12 protein-coding genes are annotated in these 19,369 nt (G+C 45.4%); 3 read left to right on the forward strand and 9 right to left on the reverse strand.

The features are described from left to right. Positions 1–241 precede the first annotated feature (241 nt). The 3 genes from OCV52_RS21595 (at position 242) to lhgO (ending at position 4,825) form a co-directional block, all read left to right on the forward strand. Complete coding sequence (locus tag OCV52_RS21595) at positions 242–1,255, forward strand: TAXI family TRAP transporter solute-binding subunit (RefSeq protein WP_004736883.1); 1,014 nt, start codon at positions 242–244, stop codon at positions 1,253–1,255. 148 nt (positions 1,256–1,403) lie between these two features. After that, positions 1,404–3,581, forward strand: coding sequence for a TRAP transporter permease (locus OCV52_RS21600; protein WP_137408462.1), 2,178 nt, complete (start codon positions 1,404–1,406; stop codon positions 3,579–3,581). A 26-nt stretch (positions 3,582–3,607) separates the two neighbouring features. After that, on the forward strand, positions 3,608–4,825 hold the full coding sequence (gene lhgO / locus OCV52_RS21605; RefSeq protein WP_137408461.1) for an L-2-hydroxyglutarate oxidase: 1,218 nt from the start codon (positions 3,608–3,610) through the stop codon (positions 4,823–4,825). A gap of 86 nt (positions 4,826–4,911) precedes the next feature. Here lhgO and OCV52_RS21610 read toward each other — a convergent pair whose 3' ends face one another. The 9 genes from OCV52_RS21610 to OCV52_RS21650 form a co-directional block, all read right to left on the reverse strand. Then, positions 4,912–5,685: an ADP-ribosyltransferase gene (locus OCV52_RS21610; protein WP_004736880.1), complete on the reverse strand. Its 774-nt coding sequence runs from the start codon at positions 5,683–5,685 to the stop codon at positions 4,912–4,914. A 15-nt stretch (positions 5,686–5,700) separates the two neighbouring features. Next, positions 5,701–6,450: an ADP-ribosyltransferase gene (locus tag OCV52_RS21615; RefSeq protein WP_004736878.1), complete on the reverse strand. Its 750-nt coding sequence runs from the start codon at positions 6,448–6,450 to the stop codon at positions 5,701–5,703. Positions 6,451–6,462: 12 nt separating this feature from the next. Beyond that, positions 6,463–9,060 (reverse strand): hypothetical protein, encoded by a 2,598-nt coding sequence (locus OCV52_RS21620; RefSeq protein ID WP_137408460.1) that lies wholly within the window; start codon positions 9,058–9,060, stop codon positions 6,463–6,465. 217 nt (positions 9,061–9,277) lie between these two features. Continuing rightward, a complete protein-coding gene (locus tag OCV52_RS21625; RefSeq protein WP_137408459.1) occupies positions 9,278–11,170 on the reverse strand; it encodes a methyl-accepting chemotaxis protein in 1,893 nt (630 codons plus the stop codon). Positions 11,171–11,876: 706 nt separating this feature from the next. Continuing rightward, on the reverse strand, positions 11,877–13,412 hold the full coding sequence (locus OCV52_RS21630; protein WP_137408458.1) for a M28 family metallopeptidase: 1,536 nt from the start codon (positions 13,410–13,412) through the stop codon (positions 11,877–11,879). Positions 13,413–13,522: 110 nt separating this feature from the next. Continuing rightward, positions 13,523–15,892 (reverse strand): M4 family metallopeptidase, encoded by a 2,370-nt coding sequence (locus OCV52_RS21635; protein ID WP_137408457.1) that lies wholly within the window; start codon positions 15,890–15,892, stop codon positions 13,523–13,525. Between the two features lie 539 nt (positions 15,893–16,431). After that, positions 16,432–16,707, reverse strand: a complete 276-nt coding sequence (locus tag OCV52_RS21640) for a hypothetical protein (RefSeq protein ID WP_061031988.1) — start codon at positions 16,705–16,707, stop codon at positions 16,432–16,434. A 199-nt stretch (positions 16,708–16,906) separates the two neighbouring features. Continuing rightward, on the reverse strand, positions 16,907–18,226 hold the full coding sequence (locus OCV52_RS21645) for an ATP-binding protein (protein ID WP_137408456.1): 1,320 nt from the start codon (positions 18,224–18,226) through the stop codon (positions 16,907–16,909). 36 nt (positions 18,227–18,262) lie between these two features. Next, entirely contained in the window at positions 18,263–18,967 is a 705-nt protein-coding gene (locus OCV52_RS21650; protein ID WP_137408455.1) for a response regulator, read from the reverse strand. Between the last annotated feature and the right edge of the window lie 402 nt (positions 18,968–19,369).

Consider the following 19,369-nt stretch of genomic DNA (forward strand, 5'->3'; position numbering starts at 1 on the left):
GGTCACATTTCTCACGTAAAGTGTGATGTAGCTAACTTTATATAGATGTTAATGCCCTTTTTTAGTAAGCAAAAAATTGCTCATGCCATCAGTATGTAATAAGCAATAATCCGCCTACCGCTATTGATTTTTTTATTTAAATTTATTTAAATCAATAACTTAAAATTTGGCATTGTGCTTGCTACCTGGCTGTTGTTGTTAACAAAACTATAACGTGAATAACTCTACATGGAGAGTAACAATGAAATACAACAAGCTAGTTAAAACTTTAGCAATCGCAATGGCATCTATTGGCCTTATCAGCAACGCCTCTGCTCAAGAAGAGCGCAGCTATATTCTAGCGACAGCTTCAACAGGCGGCACTTACTACCCTGTAGGCGTAGCGTTGGCGACATTGAGTAAAGTTAAGCTTGCGCCGAAGCAGCACTTTTCTTTGGCGGCTATCAGTTCTGCAGGGTCGGGCGAGAACGTAAAACTACTGAATGAAAATGAAGCCCAGTTTGCTATCTTGCAAGGCTTGTACGGCGCGTGGGCTTGGCAGGGACTAGGGCCATACGAAAAATCGGGTAGCCAAACTCAGCTGCGCTCTGTCTCTATGCTTTGGCAAAATGTTGAACACTTTATTGTTCGTTCGGACCTAGCTGAAACAGGCACCATGAGTGATTTAGAAAATCTGAACGGCAAGAAATTTTCTATCGGTAAGAAAAACTCAGGTACAGAAAACTCAGGTCGTCAGATTATGAAGGGCCTATCAGTGAACCCAGAACAATTTAAACTTGCCTTTATGGGTTACGGCGGTAGCGCGAGCGCATTGCAAAACGGCACCATTGATGGCATGAACACCCCAGCAGGTGTACCTGTGGGCGCGGTAACCCAAGCTTTTGCAGCTCTAGGTGAAGATATTCAAATCCTGTCGTTTACCGATGAACAGATCAAACAAGCGAATGGCGATTACAACATCTGGACCAAGTACGAGATCCCTGCCAATACCTACCCAGGTGTTGATAAACCGATCACTACAATCGCTCAACCTAACTTCCTAGCGGTTCGTGAAGATATCTCAGAAGAAGATGTCTACCAACTGACCAAAGCTATCTATGAAAACCTACCTTTCCTACAAGGTATCCACAAAGCAACCAAAGCCATGGCGCTTGAGAAAGGGATTGCAGGTCTGCCTGTTCCACTTCACCCGGGCGCAGCTCGTTACTACAAAGAAGTGGGCATCGAGCTTCCTTCTGAGTTGATCGTTAACTAACGGCTTTCGTCGACTAACTGTTTTGGTCGATCCCCAATCTTTAATGGCTTAACCGATAGGTGCGCGTTCACGTTGTGAATGGGTTCGTGCGCCTGCATATTTTATGGATTTTCTCTGCGCATTTTGTTGTAGAGAGCAGGAGTTTTCTATGAGCGATTCGCTGCAGCAGGAACTGAAAAAATTTGAATTGCCGACCCGAACGGATTTTCCTTGGGTAGGCAAAGCGATAACAACCATGGGAGTGATTCTCTCCCTATTACACATTTGGTTTAATACCTTATCTACCTTACCGGAGCTTTGGATCTCTGCGACTCACTTTGCTGGTTTCGCGATCATTTGTGCGCTTTGGTATCCCGCTCATATCTCGCTGAAAAAGAGCAAGGTGGCACTTGCTGTCGATATCGGGATCGCATTGGCAGCATTGGCTTGCCTTATCTATATCCCCTTTGCAGAGGATGCACTTTATGAGCGAGGCGTGAAGTTCATCGCCAGTGATTGGTTCTTCTCTATCTTGGCGATTGCTATCGTCATCGAGCTGATTCGTCGTACCATGGGCTGGTTTATTCCTGTACTTATTCTGGTGTGTTTGAGCTACGTAGTGGTGTGGGGGCAATGGACCAGTGGCATCTTCCACTTTCCTGGTTTGAGCCTTGAGACACTGCTCTATCGAAGCTTTTATTCATCGGAAGGTATGTTTGGTTCTATCTCTAGAATCAGCTGGACCTTCGTATTCATGTTTATCCTATTTGGCGCTTTCTTAGTGCGCTCGGGTGTCGGTGACTACATTATTGATGTCTCTCGCGCGGCGGCGGGCAAAGTGATCGGTGGGCCTGGTTTTATTGCGGTGATTGGCTCTGGTTTGATGGGCTCAGTGTCTGGCTCTAGCGTGGCTAATACGGTGTCGACAGGCGTTATCAGTATTCCTCTGATGCAAAAAGCGGGTTTCCCTTCACGCTTTGCTGCTGGTGTGGAAGCTGCTGCATCAACAGGTGGGCAGTTGATGCCACCAGTGATGGGGGCAGGTGCTTTTATCATGGCGTCTTACACGCAGATCCCTTATGTCGATATCATTGCGGTCTCTTTCTTGCCAGCGCTTATTTACTTTTTGTCAGTGGCGTTTTTCGTACGTATTGAAGCGAAGCGTAGCGGTGTACAAAAAGTCTCTTCGGGTTGTGAGCCTCTATTAAAAGTACTCTTGTCTGGTTGGCATAATCTTATCCCTCTTGCGGTGCTGGTGACTCTATTGGTGCAAGGCTTTACGCCGACGTACGCTGCGGGTATCTCAATCGTCTCGGTAGTGGTTGCTTCGTGGTTCTCCAAAAACCATAAAATGGGACCAAAGGCGATCATCGAAGCGCTTTCTCAAGGCGCAAAAAACATGGCAACCACAGCCGTATTACTCGTGGGTATTGGCCTTGTGGTCAATGTGATCAGCACCACCGGGATAGGTAACACCTTCTCGTTGATGATCAATAGTTGGGCTAATGGTGACTTGTTGGTGATGATTGCCTTGATCGCGCTGGCATCTTTGATTCTCGGTATGGGCCTGCCAGTTACCGCGGCTTATATCGTGTTGGGTACTCTGTCTGCTCCAGCCTTGTACAAGTTAATTGCTGAAAGCCAGCTGCTTGACCTGTTGGTTTCGGGTCAGTTACCAGAGCAGGCGAAAGCAATTTTCATGTTGGCAGCACCAGAAAAGCTGGAACTGCTTAACGCACCTATGGCTCTGGAAACTGCAAAAGAACTGATTGCGTTAGTGCCCGCTAATTTTGTGGAAACGCTGCTTGAGCAAAGCTTAGGCTTGGAAGCGATTAGCCTTGCTCTATTGTCTGCACACTTAATCATTTTCTGGTTATCGCAAGACAGCAACGTGACGCCACCGGTTTGTTTGACCGCTTTTGCAGCAGCGACAATTGCTAAAACGCCACCAATGAGAACGGGCTTAATGGCATGGAAGATCGCTAAAGGCTTGTACTTGGTGCCACTGCTTATCGCTTACACCAACTTGGTAAGTTGGGATGTGACCTCGGTTTTAGTGACTGGTGGCTTTGCTATTATTGGTACTTATGCATTTATTGCAGCGATTGAAGGTTACCTCGAGAGCGAAATCAATCTTGTGTTGCGCGCGGTATTGATTGCCTTAGGTGTGGCTTTAGTTTGGCCTGATGTGTCAATCGTGATTCGCCTGGTCGGTGTGGCACTGTTTGTTGCTATCTTCATCTACAGCGGTCGTAAGTACGATATCAATCAAGTGAAAAAGCCGTCGGATGAAGAGCAAAAGTCTTTGCCTCAAACCGAGCCTGATACTGCCGCTTCTTCCCTATAATTTAAAGGACTGAATGTAGGAACATTATGAACTCAATATACGACTATATTATCGTTGGTGGTGGCATTGTTGGCGTGTCGACGGCATGGCAACTGCAACAAGCTCACCCTGATAAAAGTATCCTTTTAGTCGAAAAGGAGCGTGGCTTTGCGCAGCATCAAACGGGTCACAACAGTGGTGTGATTCACGCTGGCGTTTACTACGCTCCGGGTAGCTTGAAAGCGGATTTCTGTAAGCGAGGCGCAGAGCGTACTATCGCGTTTTGTCGTCAACATGATATCCCCGTCGAAAACTGCGGTAAGTTATTGGTTGCGACCAATGAGCAAGAAGTTGAGCGCATGAACGCGCTCTATCAGCGCTGTCATGATAACGATATTGATGTCGATTTATTGGACCAAGCGCAGCTCAAACTCGCCGAGCCGAACATCACTGGTTTAGGGGCGATTTACGTCAAAACCACCAGTATCGTAAACTACAAAAAAGTCACTGAAGTGATGGCTCAGCAGTTTGTTGAGGCGGGTGGGGAGTTGAGTTTAGGCACGGAAGTTATCCTGGCTGATGAGCAAGACGATGAGGTTCAGTTAACCTGCAAAGTGGATGGGCAAACCTTGCAGTTGAACAGTCGATTTTTGATCACTTGCTCAGGCCTAATGGCGGACAGAATGACCAAGATGCTTGGTATTGAAACTGACTTCCAAATCCTCCCTTATCGCGGTGAATACTATCAGCTTGATCCTAAACATAACCAAGTGGTGAACCACCTTATCTATCCGATCCCTGACCCTGAACTGCCTTTCCTCGGTGTGCATTTAACACGCATGATTGATGGCTCGGTAACGGTAGGGCCTAACGCGGTTCAAGGGTGGAAGCGGGAAGGCTACGGTAAGTTGAATTTTAGTGTTAAGGATACCTTGCAGATGCTGAGCTTTGCTGGCTTTTGGAAGGTGACGGCTAAGCACCTAAAAACCGGTTTGGTTGAGTTCAAAAACTCGTGGTGGAAGGCGGGGTATCTAAAGTTGGTTAATAAGTACTGCCCAAGCATCACTGTGTCTGACTTCAAACCCTACCCGGCAGGTATTCGTGCTCAAGCGGTACTGAAGGATGGTACCTTGGTTCATGACTTCCTGTTTGCGGAAAGCCCAAGAAGCTTGCATGTGTGCAATGCACCATCGCCAGCGGCGACCTCAGCGATGCCTATTGGCGAATACATTTGTGGCAAGATAATGCGTAAAACAAGTAGTTAAATTACCCCAGCTTCAATAATAAAAAAGACCATCATTATGATGGTCTTTTTTTTATCAGCCGCTTACAAAGTAGCAGGCACGCTAGACTACAGGCAAGAGAGTGAACTGCGGCTGCGAGCCGCGACTTCTTCACCGCTGTAACTGTCATAAATGTGGATATCAGGTTCCGCTTTTAGGTACCGTGAGGGGTTCTTTATTTCACGCATCTTGATGTAGTTCTTCTTCGGTGAGACTCGCTCAATCGCTTCTACTCGAAAGTAGGTGTTTGGCTTCGCGAGTATTTCTGCTTCATCTGGTTTGAACGTGTACGCGTTAATGGCGCGACCTGCTGACTTGAGTTCAATTTTGAATTGAGCAGCAGAAGCACCTTCATAAACACCGGCTGAAGAAAAGTGCTTGGCGACACTTGGTAGAGTTGATGTCGATAAAAACGCTTTCTCATGCAGAATATCACCCACGTTGAGTTTATCGAGCAGTGAGTTCTTGATGGATGAGCCACGATAAACCGTACCTTTGTAGTTAGGCAGTTTATTCATGACATTTCGCATGTGGAATACGCGTGATTTCAATGTACGGCCAAACATTTCGGATAAGTAGCCTTCAGGCTCTCCCGCTCTCATGTATTCATTCACCACATCATGGTCAACTCGGCCGTAATTCTTAATGGCAGAGTACTCTTCACTGATCATCTTTTTTTCAGCTTTTACATGGTGCGTCGTTGCCCAATCCATCAGGTCATCCGCAATTTGTTGTTGCGCCTGATAGGAGAGTGAACGGCCTTTAAACTCTGGAAACTCCTCACTCTGTGCCGAAAAACTTGTCAATAAAGAGAGGCAAAGCCCCCAAATAAATTTTTTCATTGCTTGACCCTTAGCTTATGTACAAACGAGAGAGTGCCAAAATGACGCTTCTACTTCTTCGCCTGAATAGAGGTTATATTTCTGAGTATTTTTGGCGGCAGATGCCTTTACCGTTTCCACGCCAATGTAGGTGTGGTTAGAGGTTCGCTCTATCTGGGTGATTCGAAAGTGTGCATTTGGCGCAAATAGAACCTCTGCTTCTTTGCTGTATTCCGAAAGCCCAGCAATGGTGTGCCCCCCCTGATTGATCTTGACTTCAAACAGTACTCGCTTGAGCCTTTGCGGGGAGTTGGGATGCACTACTGAAAAGCGCTTAGCGACTTCTGGGAGAGTCGAAGTTGAGGTAAATGCTGGCTCGACCAACACGTCCCCCTCTTCGAGCTTATTAAGCAGAGATTGTTTTACCCAAGTGCCTCGATAGGCGGTCCCTTTGTATTTTGGCAGCTTGTTGAGTGCCGATTTAACCGTGCGAATGTACTGCCTCGCATCCGCCCCTGCGACACCCCATGTTGAGGTGTCAGTGGCTCTTAGGTAGTCATTAGCGGTCTGATAGCCAGAAATGGAAAAGTCTTCCACTGCTTCCTTTTCATTAGCAGTGATAAAGGAATAGCGCCAATCATTGGAAGCCTTTGACCAGTCTTTGAAGTCTTCTGCTAGCTGGGTCACTTCTTCCTCTGAACGGTTTGGCTGTTTGAGCGAATCAAACGGTTGAGAGAAGGTCGTAAAACTCAGACAACAGAGCAGTAATAAAAAACGAGTATTCATAGTGTCCGCCCTTTATTGGTATTGGTAGCTGTTAGGGCTTAAATCACATGGAATGCCGAAAGTGTTCTGATTGATGACGGCATATTTCAGAGCCCCAAACATATTGAGCTGTTGGCGAGTGACGGCGTCGTACCATTCTGAGATAGGTGAAATCCAATACAGAGCATCATCAGCCGCAACATCAAGCAGTGCGCTCTTAAGGTATGGGTAGTAAATCATGCAGCTACGGCCCGGTTTATCGGTAAAGTTTTCATTTGTATTGCTTAACTTATCGAGTTTTTGATTGAGTTCAGACGTTGGGTTAAAGATGGCGTCGATAGAACGCTCAATGCGCGCATCGTAGCTATCAGGGATGATGTCTGAAATCAGGTAGCGCATAAGGTGAGCAGGCAGCATCTCTGAAAACAGAGCGGTGACTTCACCTTCCCCAGAGGCGTAGTGCCCAGTAGAGATATGCTGAGAATGGATGATCGATGTATAGCGCTGGAATTGGCCCACTTGTGAATGTAGCCACTCAATACCGTTGCTGTCGGAGACACTGATCGCTTCAGCAAGACGAGTTTTTACGATCCCTTTCGCGAGTTGCAGCGTGTTGCCTTGCAGGTGAGCAAGATCCAGTGAGGACGATTTCAGTGCAGAATAAATCAGTGGCGCATTTTTCTGAAGATCAATGCTACCTGGGTAAGTGAAGCTATAAAACTCGACGGCTCTCTTAGCCTGCCATTCACTCTCTAGCGCAGTGGTGATCAAGCCACCAAGCTTTTGATAGCGCTTCGAATGCACATAGGCGCCTTTGCCTGAGTAATTTGCGTGCCAATTGTTGATATAATGTAGCGACGCTTGTCGTGAAAGGTTCTCTTTTTGAAGGTAAGACAAGCTCCACCCAGCACATGCGCTACCGCCACCACATTCACCTTCAAGCATTGCGCTTGAGTCCAGTAACCAGTGATAAACCTGTTGTTTGTCGAATTCAGCTTGCTTTTTTAGACGTTGCTGCGCAGAAAAATCCAGCAACTGTTGTTCCAACCAACGCTCCTCTGCTTCGGCATTCCAACCATGATCAATTAGGTTACTAAGTGAATCGAAAAGCACGCGTTTTACTGCTTCTTTGCTTGGCGGCAAGATCTGAGCAATAACGGTATCTTCAGATGGAATAAATGGGCGAGTTTCTGCTGGCACCCAAGCGTACTCAACGCAACCCCTAAAGTTTGGATCGCCTCCTAGAATGCCAATACGAACGCATTTTTCGTAACCACTTTGCAGGACGATCTCTTTGTTGCGTATTTCTTGTGTTGTTGCTGGGCGCCCCAGAATGCTGCGTGTCATCTCGTCAATGGCGCTGCGCTCGGCTTGTCCCTTGAGGAAATTATGCATGGTTTCTACCGAACCTGAACGGAATAGTCGCTCTATGGCGATATCACCTTGTGTGAACATCTCTCTTTGTAGCTTGCTCATCAGTAGATTGACATGATTATCTGCCGTTTCGATGATCTGTGTTTTAGCCGCAAGTGTGCGTGCATACAGCTGTTGAACTGCAGCTTGGTCTAGCCCCTCAATTTGACCTGTTCGCAACTCATTCAGTTTGGCAATGGCTTGATCTAGCAGGTTCTGCTGACAGTGCTGAAGTTTGGCCAATGCGCGGTTCGCTTGGCGTTTTGAAGGTAATGCTGGTGGTAGGGAGTTACTCTCTTCAATATCATGATCAGGATAAAGGTCTGCCAGCACTCGAGTTTCCTCGTTACAGCTAGAGGCAATGTCCGATGCAAACAGTTGAGAGTCTTTGTGGTCGAGAGCCAGTTGGCTAAAGATGGCCTTGCGGAGCTCGTGATCGACCGCGGTGATCAGCTCTTCCGCCATAATGGTCTGAGCTTTTACCACTTCTTGATAATGTTGTTGGTATTTGAGGGCAAGATCGGTGGCAAAGCCGCGTGCAACGGCGTTCAACATCGCTTGCTGGTCTGAGGCGAGTTCTGCCCAATAAATTTTGTCTCTTAAATCTTGCTGCGTAACGAGATCCTCATGAACGTGATAACTGTAATGGTTACCTGCTGCAATTCTATCCCAGCGACTACTCAAAATTTGGCGGTCGATCTCTCTCGCAGGCAGCTTTAAAACGCCAAACCAATCGACGAGCCCCATTACTGTGGCAAATCGATCGTAAGAGGTACGTGATTCATCTTGGAAGCTAGTTGCGACCTCATTTGCCCAAAGCCCAACGGCAACCGCGTCGCCAATCGGTCCCAGAGCTTCCAGTGCACCTTTTGCTAGCCCTGTCGTTGAACGGCCCAAAGTGTCCATCAGCCTTACAGCTTCCTCAGGTGCTAGCGTAACAGCTGAGGTGGGGCCTGTTTCTAGTAAGGTGGCAGTTTCAGGGAAAACATCACTGGCTTCAGAGAGAGAGGGTTTTAAGTCGACAATGTGCTCTGGCGCTGATGGAAACAGGTTTTCAGGAGTAATACCTTCACCGAAGGCATCATAGTTTTTCTGTCGGATCTGATGAAAGCTTTCGCTGTCCAAGACGTTATATTCGTCTCCGATGTTACAGACCTGAAAGGCATTAACGTTGGATGAAATCATAGCAGTAATAAGTGCTAATCTTTTTAACTTCATAGGTTTATCCTTATTGTTAGCGAAGTTATATGCTTAATTTAGAAAGCAAAAAGCCTCTCCTTGCCGAGATGGAAAAGAGATAACTAGAGGTTGTTGTGTGAGGTGTTTTGAAAAATCGTCTACTCAAATCACCTGGGGGGTGATATGAGGTTTAGTTTTGGTGTTGTGATTAGGGGAATAGCTTCCCCTAATCAGTCTTTATTGAATCTTGCTGAGGTTAACGGTTTAGCTTAAAGGTACTGACTGCTTGTGTGAGCTTCTCAGACAGTGCAATAAGCTCTGACGCTTTCTCTTGGTTCGATGCAGACAAGCTGTGTGTCTGACGGGCTTTGTCATTGACGTCAACGATACTCTGGTTGATTTCGCCTGCGACAAGGGTCTGTTCTTCAGTCGCTGTGGCTATCTGTGTATTCATGTCTTCAATAATAGTAATAGAGCTCGAGATTTCATTGAGTGAAGCCTGTGCTTGCTTCGCATTCTCCATGGTGACATTTGACGCCTCTCTGTTCATCTGCATCATTTCCATAGAGCTATTGGCTTCAAGTTGCAGTGAAGTAATCACCTCTTGAATTTCGTTGGTACTCTGTTGAGTGCGGTTGGCTAGGTTACGAACCTCGTCAGCAACAACTGCGAAGCCTCGACCTTGCTCACCTGCTCGTGCGGCTTCAATGGCTGCGTTAAGAGCGAGTAGGTTAGTTTGGTCTGCAATGTCTTTGATCACGTCCAATACGGTGCCAATGCTTGAGGTTTTCTCACCTACAGTGTTAATAACATCGGATACTTCTTGAATCCCTTGAGAGAGGCTCACAATACTGTGATTTACAGTATCGAACGTTTGATTGCCAGACTGTGCTTCTTGAGCTGCTTGCATTGCCGCTTCTGAAGCTCGATGGGCGTTTTGTGCGACTTCATCTACAGCGACCGACATTTCGTTCATTGCCGTCGAAGTTTGCTCTAGCTGTTCCATTTGTGAGGCAGAGCTGGCATTCACGTTGTCGGCAGCGTTGGTTATGCCTTCGGCAAAGGTAAACAGGTCGTTTGATGAATTACGGATGGTTTCAATTGTGGTGCTCAGCTCATTGACCATATCGTTAACCGCAGCGTTAATACCAATCGTTTTACCCTGTTGCTGTTTGATTGCGGTAAAGTCACCAGAGGCTACTTTAGCTACTGTCGCTTCTATTTCGCTTGGCTCTCCACCGAGTGGGCGGTAAACCAAAACTTCAACAACGTAGTACACGCAACCCGCACAAATGAACAGTAGCGTCAAAGAGGTGATCAGAGTTTCAGTGAGGTTATCCTTTGAGTCTTGATTAACATTGCTCTCTTTATCCCACGCCCAGACACTCCAACCAAGATCGTTGATTTTAGCGCCTGCTGCCAAGAACTCAGTATTCTCATAAATGTACTCGAAGCTCTCTTCTCGAGTGGTGTCTCTGTTTGCGAAAGCTGGGATCTCGTTGAAGATATTTCTACCTATCAAAGACGCGTTTTGTGCAGCTAAGATAAAGCCGTCTTCACGAGTGACGAAGATTTTATTATTTGTGGTGAGTTGCTCGGTGAATCTAGTCAGGTCTTCAACCAGGATGTTTAGAGCAACAACGCCGACAATCTTGCCTTGTTTGTAGATAGGCGTTGCTAGAGACATTACTTGGTCGCCGGTTGATGCCAAATAAGGGCGAGTAATGATTTTGTCCTCGCCGCTCATTGCTTTCAAAAACCATTCGCGTTGTTTGGTTTTGGCATTAAAGTTTTCGATGATGCCATTGGTTTTTGACGAGTAGGAAGTACCATCCGCTAGAGAAAAGTAGATGTTAGTAACCTTGGTTGAGCTCATGGCACTATGGAGCGTTGTGATTGCTCGTGATGTGTCGACTTGACCACGCTCATCGAAAGACAGCTCATTGCTCACTACGTTCAAAATATCAAAGTAGCGATTAATTTTCTGTCCGATAGTATCTGCGATAAGTTGAGATTTATATCCCAACTGTTTTTTATAACTTACGGTCGACGAAGTCTCGAAATTCTTCCAGCTTAAAAAGCTTGTCGTCATGATTAACATGACTGTTAGCCCCATAATAGAAAGCATTATTTTTAGTTTAGCACTCATAACTTGTTCCAATATAAGCAGTGTTGATTATTTTTAAGATTTATTATAATTCAGATGAATATCCGAACTTCAAGTAATATAACACTTATAAAATTCACGTATAAGCTTGGTTTATTTGTGAATAATATACATCTAATTAATATATGCAATATTTATTAAATGCATTGATTACTTATTTATTTGGTGTATCAAGCGCTTGTTTTTATTGAACCAACATCCCAGAATTAAACTGGTCTTACTTGTTGGTTTTATTGCTTATGCCTTGGTGTGTATGGGGGTGCTCGTTGATTATTACCCTTAATTAAAATAAGGTTATGACATTTGTTTACTTTAAATAAATCATAAAATGAAAGTTTGTTTAATTTTATTTAAACTTTCTTACTGGTCTGAGTTGTGGATTCCCATAATAGAGAGGAGAGAATAGAATTAATAAAGGGGCCTCTAATTAAGGCTTTTCTATTTTAGCTTTTCTTTAAGTTAATGTGTGGGAGTAGTTTTCACTGATTAAAATAAGCGTAATATATTTATGGTCATTATTAGGTGAAAAGAATTTCTCTATTTACACTTAAATTAACGCATTTTCGTAAAATAGTATTGGCTCTCAAGTTCCTCAGTCTCTCTAACAAAAAACGCAGCCGGTTTGGCTGCGTTTGTTTTGGTTATTTTGGCAGTAAGCCATGTCATGCTTGAGTTTAGCTAGTCAGCCCTAGAGAAGTTCAGGAATAAAGTTAGCGATGATAGACACATCGCTGAAGTTGCGATAGCCGCGCACCATGATGCTGAATTCACCCGCAGGTTTGTTCAGTACACATTGTTCATTGCTGCTATTCTGGTACGGGCGGCAGTCAAAGTCCGCTTTCGATACCACACCGTTATATTTGACGTATAAGTCGGCATCGCCACTGCGAGGCCCCGTTATGGTTACGGTCAATTGCCCTGCGTATTCCGTCGTTACGGTAAAGAATTGCTCTTCACCGTAACCTGCGGATAGTCCTTCAATAGGGACGTCATACTGAAGTTCTGTTGGACCTGCAACAGGTGAATCCAAACTAGTTTCAACGAGATAAGCAATCGCCAACTTAGCGAACTTTGAGGCATGGGTTGCAGTCGGGTCTGAGTTCTCAATCGTATCATGCTGAGTGTGGATGCTAGGGTTGTAGTCGTTGAACATGCTCTCGAACGGCATAGCTGCTGAGTAGCCGACGTTGTGCCATGAGGCGTGATCGGAACAGGCATAACCACAACGGTCGAAACTGTAACTGATGTCGCTAGCATAGGTGTCAATCAACTCACTTAGGTAAGCCGTTAGGTTGCTGTCGGTATAATCCGTGATGAAGGTGATATCGTGCGCCGAGCCATTGTAGTTAGTCATGTCCAACTGAAGTACAGAGACAACATTTGCTTGTTCGTCTCTAAGTGCATTAGCCACATCTTGTGAGCCACGCAGCCCCACTTCTTCAGCCGCATAGCCATAGAACTTGATGGTTTTGTCTGGCTGAATACCACTAGCTATCATCAAACGCAGCGATTCAGTAACGGTAGCAATTCCCGACGCATCATCGTCTGCTCCTGGAGAGATTGTCCCTTCGCTCGTCCAAGAACCAACAGTTGAGTCGAGGTGTCCGCCAACGACAACGATCTCTTCTGGATACTTCGCGCCAAGTAAGGTGACTTCGACAGACTTTTGCGGATATTCTGCGTGCGTGATTTGGCGTGCCGAAGCGTATGGCACATCTTCGATTTCCCTTTTCCAACGATCTAGCAGCCAATCTGAAGCAGCAACACCCGTAGAAGTGGTATAAAAACGGTTGGTGAAGTCGGTTAGATTTTCGATGGTCGTAACCATGTTGCTTGGCTCAACCTGAGCGAGTAAATCATTCACTGTATCTTGATGGCTGATCGCCGGTTTTTCGAAGGTGCTCATTGTCAGCGGCATTGCGGCAGCTTTTAATGCGCTAGCCTTGTCTTCATGAACCATGTAGCCACCACAGCGGTGAGTTTCTTCGTGCATGTGGCTAGAAAGTTTAGCCAACTGTTTTGCGTTGATTTTTGCAATGATGGAGTGTTTATTTCCATTCACAGCTGGGTATACCGTTGCGCCGTGTTCAACTATCAGGTGCTGAGCGTCAGCATCGGTTGTGATCCAAACTTCTGAGCTTGCTGGCGGTGTGATTCCTAAAGATGCATAAGCCGTAGCGCTGCCAAATAGAGCCATAGCGAGGATACTTTTTTGAATAGCCATTTGATGTCCTTTTTATCGTTATATTTTTGTTTTTTATTGTTTTAGCTATGAGGATTTTCATTACCCACATAGTCAAAGGGCCCCTTTCGGAGCCCTGAATTAACTATCGATTATTGTGCTTTGATGAAACGGTAGTGCTTGGTTTCTGAACAAACATCGCTTGAGGTACACACTTGGTACTCCACATCTACTGTGCCGTTGTGACGGAACTTATCGACGTATGAGTTGAAGTCTGTTGCACCAACATTTTTGCCATTACGCTTAATCACGAAGTAATCGTTAGTGTCGTAATCCCATGCTAGCTTGACGCGAGCTTTACCATTCGGGTTCTTGTTACCGAATTTCAGTTTTAGTGGGAAACCTTCCGCAGAGTCACCTTCAATCGTGATTGATTTGCTTGTTGATGTTGCAACGCCAGCGTCGTCAGTTACGGTTAGTGTTACTACGTAGTTGCCCGCTTCAGCATAGGTGTAGCGAGTTACTTCACCCGTTTGTGTGCTGCCATCGCCAAGGTCCCATTGGTAAGAGACAATCTGGCCGTCGCTGTCTGAGCTTGTGCTTCGAAGTTCTACTTCTTTACCGACCACGGTGTGTTCGAATGAAGATACTGGTGGCACGTTGGCGCTGCCCGCTTCATACGCCGCTTTCAGGTTGGCTCCTGAGTATTCTGAGTAGCCCAGAATGTTAACGGTGTAGCGACCTGCTGTTGGGTTCTCGATGACACAAACTTCATTCGTCACGCTTTCACTCTTACAGATGTTCTCTTGTGGGCTTGGCGCATAATCTAGGCCAACATACATATCTGGATCACCTGTAGAGACAGCAAGATCAATCGTCAGTTTGTTTTGGCCTTCTGGCACTTCGATATCAAAGTAAGTCTTGGAACCTGTTTCACCAGCCACTGGTGCTTCAACACCATTTTCTAGACGCTGATATTCAGGCTCTGGCGGTAGTGGTGGCTCATCACATGGCGTCACTCCCACCAATGCGAATGCAGAAACTACGTCATCGGTATTGTAGCCAAGATCGGACGCAGAGTTTTTCACGCCACAAGCACCTTGCCAGAAATCACTGTTTTCCGACCAGTAGATCTGGTTAGCCAATACGAACAACTCGAATGCTTTCTTTGTGTCCCATCCTTGTGTCGTTGCAAGGTGGTAAAACGCCTTGTTGAATACACCTGAACTGTAGTGCACGTTTAAGCCGTCGTAGTATTCCGATGCGTTGTTGATTGAAGAACCGTCACGCGATGGGTCATCCATGTAACGTAGAGCACCGTCACCTTTAAAGATGTTGCGACCTACCATCCAGTCGTTGGTGCCTTTCATGTAGTATTCTGCTGCTTCTCCGGCCATATCAGAGAATGCTTCGTTCATACCACCAGATTGGTTTGCGTAGATCAGACCTGAGTTTTGCTCTGTGAAACCGTGGCTCACCTCGTGGGCAGACACGTCTAAGCTCACAAGTGGGTAGAAGAAGCTTTCACCATCACCAAAGGTCATCGCTTTGCCGTCCCAGAATGCGTTCTCGTAGTTAGAACCGTAGTGGACACGCATCATGAGTTTGAAAGAGAGTGGTGCTGTATCGAACCAGTTTTTATACATGTCGAAAACGATGTTACCGAAGTAGTGAGCATCGTTCAGAGGAGAGTAAGCTCCGTTCACTTCTTTATGCTCGTTGCGAGGGCATTCGTAGCTGTAAACAGTATCACCGTCTGTTGCGCCATTTAGGTCAACCGTGACAACGTTTTCCGATTCCATCACACACTCAGTGCCATTCTCTTGAACATCAAGGTAGTGGTAGTCGGTACCGTATTCGTACATGCCTGTCTTCTCGTTACCGCCAGGGCCTGTCCCTATCTGAGCGTGAGCAATACCTTCCCAGCGGTCGATGATTTCACCCGTATGAGCATCCAGCATAGTGAATGGGCGTGAAGGCTTTTCGCTACCTTTCACAAGGTAAGAAACCACGTACACGAGGCGTGTCTTATCACCCCCTTGTGCTCCAACACCTTGCTTCGACGCGGCTTGGTAGATAAACAGCTCATGTTGTACGTTGTCTAGTGATTTGCTAGCTAAGCTCTGGGCTTTTAGGTCTTTACTCGCCAGTTCAACAGCTTGAGCACTGTTGATGGATGGCTTAACGAAAGAGCGCTCCAGAGTCGTGGTTTTCAGGTAGCGACCTTGAACAGACTTAAGTGCGCCACCTTGAACACTTTGGGTTGCGTTTAGGTAGTGCCCCCAAACCGGCGTCCCCCAAATGTTTTGTTGGATCTTAACTTTGTAGATACCGCGCTTTTTCAGGTTAACTTCTTTAACCATTTTGAAGCTTGAAGAATTGCTGACGCCTAACTGAGTATTTAGCCCAGAGAAGCTTGTAAAGTTGATCGGTTGATTAATGCTAACGGATTCACCCGCGTGCACTGATAAAGACATAGCACTAGCTATAGCAACGGCAACTAAACGCTTTTTCATTTTCATTGTTATTTTCTCTTTCCATGTAAAATCCATGAAAACGTAACAAAAATATCACATTGAATTTACATTCTTCGTTCGGATTAATTAGTAGCATGGCAGAGCTCTCTTTTATTCATGAAAGTTATATTTCTCGTATTTACAGATGGTTATGATTTCTGTTTATTTTTCGACGTAATCATATGTTTTATTTATAAAATCATGATGAATTTATTAACTGTTATTTATCGAAGTGAAATAACCCCATTGTGTGAATTGATTTGTGCCTCAATTAATTGAGTTCAAGCTGATAGAAGAGTAAATGGTTGAAATGCGTACGTTGTACTTTGCGACGATTAAGCGATTTTAAAAATGATTTTGACGAAGATTCTATCTTTTAGACGCTTATTGCTTAAGTTGTCATTTATTTCGCATCGCGATTTTTGAGACGTTTTTTGGCACAGCGCTCAAAAAGTCAGGAACAAAAAAACCAGCGACGGATGCCACTGGTTTGAAGATTCTTGCTTGGGTTCGCTAGCGTTTAAAGTTACGCAAGCTCTGGCAACTTACTGTTTCTTACCGCCAACTTGAACGTAGTCGATACCGATAATGCGGTTGATGATACCAAGGGCGGAGCTTGTGTCAGAGTTTGTTGAACGGATGGTATCAACACTTGCGCCTTCAGGAACCAGTTCCATTGCACGATCTTGTGTGTTACCAGGAATTTGGAAGCCTACGATATTGAAGCTTTCAGCGTGCGCTGTGTACACTTCATCGTTGTGGCTAATACCTGAACAGCCTGCAAGAGAGACAATGCCCAAAACAACTAATAACTTTTTCATAAACATACCTTTAGAATAATTGGGATCTAGAGGGTTACCCTTTGGCACTCATGACTCATAAAGAACGTCGGAGCGGTTCTTCGCCGCACTCAAGTGACAAGCCATCAATAGCGGTACCAAGGCTATCTAGATCGAATAAATGGATAGGGAGACAGTGTCTCCCAACCGATGTGAGCATTATTCCAGAGGTGTTTTGTCGTTACTGTATGGCTTTGTCAGCTGCTTCGTTACACAGTGGAAAAGTGATGGTGAAGACCGCACCTTTCAAGCTTGGGCTTTGAGCAATTTGGACGGTTGCATGGTGTTGGGCGCAGATTTTATGGACGATAGATAACCCTAAGCCATGACCACTCTTCGCTTTGTTACGTGCTTTGTCGCCAACATAAAAGGGATCGAATAGGTGTGCTCGGTGTTCTTCTGCAACGCCATCACCATCGTCGTGCACCGCGATTTGCAGCTGCTCTTGGTGTTTAGTTACTTCAATTGAAATCTGTGTGCGTGCAAATTTCATGGCGTTACGTACGAGGTTATCCAAAGCACGATTGAGCAGGGTTTCGTCAGCGACTATCGATTGCTTGTGTTCTGGTAAGTAAAGGTCAATACTGAGCGCGGTCTCTTTGCTCCAGCGCGTCGTCGCGTGCTCGAGAAAGTCTTTTATTTCCAATGGCTGCTGTAGGCTTTCGAGTTCAGTGCTGTCGAGCTTGGCATAATACAAAAGCTCATCAACCATCTTCTCCATCTCTTCCGTGTCTTCAACAATGCTCTCAATGGTTTTCTCTTGTTCTTCGCTTAACGGCGTGTCTTTCAGCATTTCAGCTTGCCACTGAATACGAAATATTGGTGTGCGCAGTTCATGAGCGACCGCATTGGTGAGCGAGCGATTACTTTCAATTAAGCGGTGAATCCGATCGGCCATGAGGTTGAAGGACTTGTTCAATGATCCAATCGCAATGCCACTTGAGGTTTCAGCGCGCGAAGAGAGGTCCCCTTCTGCAAAGCTGAGAGTGGCAGATTCTAGCTTTTTAACTCGGCGGAATATGACCAGTACGTGGCATAAGCCATATAAGATAAAGCTTCCTAAAAAGAACAACCAAATAAGATCATCCTCTAACTCTATCTTTTGCCTAACAAACGCTTCGCTGTTGGGGAGGTAGTGGTAAGTGTTGTCACTACTTGCTAAGCGAAACCACAGGTCACGTTCGTCATCATGAAAGATAAAGGAGTCTGGATGAGCAATGAAGAATTGTGAAACGGGGTCTGGTATTTCATCTTGTGGGCTGAGGATCACCAGTTTATTTCGTGTGGTTTTGACAAACTGGTTTATTGCTTGATGAGCAGCTTCAAGCCCTTGATTCTTAACGATGTTTTCTATCAGCTGTTGATGGGCTGCCGCTTCATAATCTTGCAGTACATATTCGTAGTCAGTATTGAGCTGATAGACACTGATTTCATAGGCGATAATACCTGCCATAAAACAAACTAACAGCCCTATTAGGGACTCCAAATAGATACGTCGCATAATTGTTCTCTTTCATTACGCTCGTACTGAGCGAGGTTAATGCCAAGCGGTGGAAACAAATAAGTAACCTTTACCGCGAATGGTCTGAATTTTTTCTGCTGGCGCATGGTCGTCACCCAGTATTTTTCTCAGGCGTACGACTTTGTTATCAATGGTTCTATCAATCCCGTCATACTCAATGCCGCGCAACGTTTTTGTTAAATAGTCGCGAGATAGTGGTGTATCTGGGTTACTCGCTAATAGCCAGAGTAGGTCAAACTCACTGTCGGTAAGTGACAAAACCTCACCCGCCAGTTCGCATTTCTTATAGGTGTTTTTCAACAACAGTTGATCGAACTGTAGGCTGTCCGAGTCATCGGCTGAAGCGGTGTTAGCGTCTTGGCGGCGTAATAATGAACGAACTCTTGCAAGCAGAACTCTTGGTTTGATTGGCTTGGTGACATAGTCATCAGCCCCTGTCTCTAAGCCTGCGACATGATCAAAGTCGTCATCGCTAGCGGTGAGCATCAGAATTTTACCTTTGTAATGTGTACGCGTCTGTCGGCAGATTGTAAGTCCGTCGCTTACAGGAAGCATCAGATCCAATAAGACAATGTCTGGCTGTTCAGCGAGGATGGTCTGTGCAGCACTGCTGCCATCATCGAGTACCGAGACGTCAAAGTCTTGTGCGATAAAGTAGTCTTGCAACATTCTTTGAAGCTTCAAATCATCTTCCACGATGATCATTCTAGGTTTTGTCATTCCATTATCAGCCTTATCGTGTGTTTAATTTATGAGATTTCGTGAGTGCAATTATCTTACTCGGATAATCATAGTTGCATATTCGGTTCGAATGCTTCACGAAAAATACCTGATGCAAATGATTAAACACTTTATAAGTTAGTTCAATGCTGAATTGGCATTTATAACAAAAATAAAAAACATTGTTCAAATGTAAGACTGGCCGCCACCAAACCCAATTTTCGAATGGGTTTAATGGCGAGGTTCTATTTCAAGAGACTAGATGTAAAGCGGTAGGTGCACTAAGCCATACCCAATGGGATACTTGGAACTCTCGGGTGACTTTCAATAAGCCTGGAGGCAGTCCCGTTTTTTCGAGTATCAGTCGCTGTACATTCTATTACATTCCCACTACAGATAGTT

Origin of the sequence: Vibrio chagasii, assembly GCF_024347355.1 — a bacterium.
In the GTDB taxonomy this organism is placed as follows: Bacteria; Pseudomonadota; Gammaproteobacteria; order Enterobacterales; family Vibrionaceae; genus Vibrio; species Vibrio chagasii.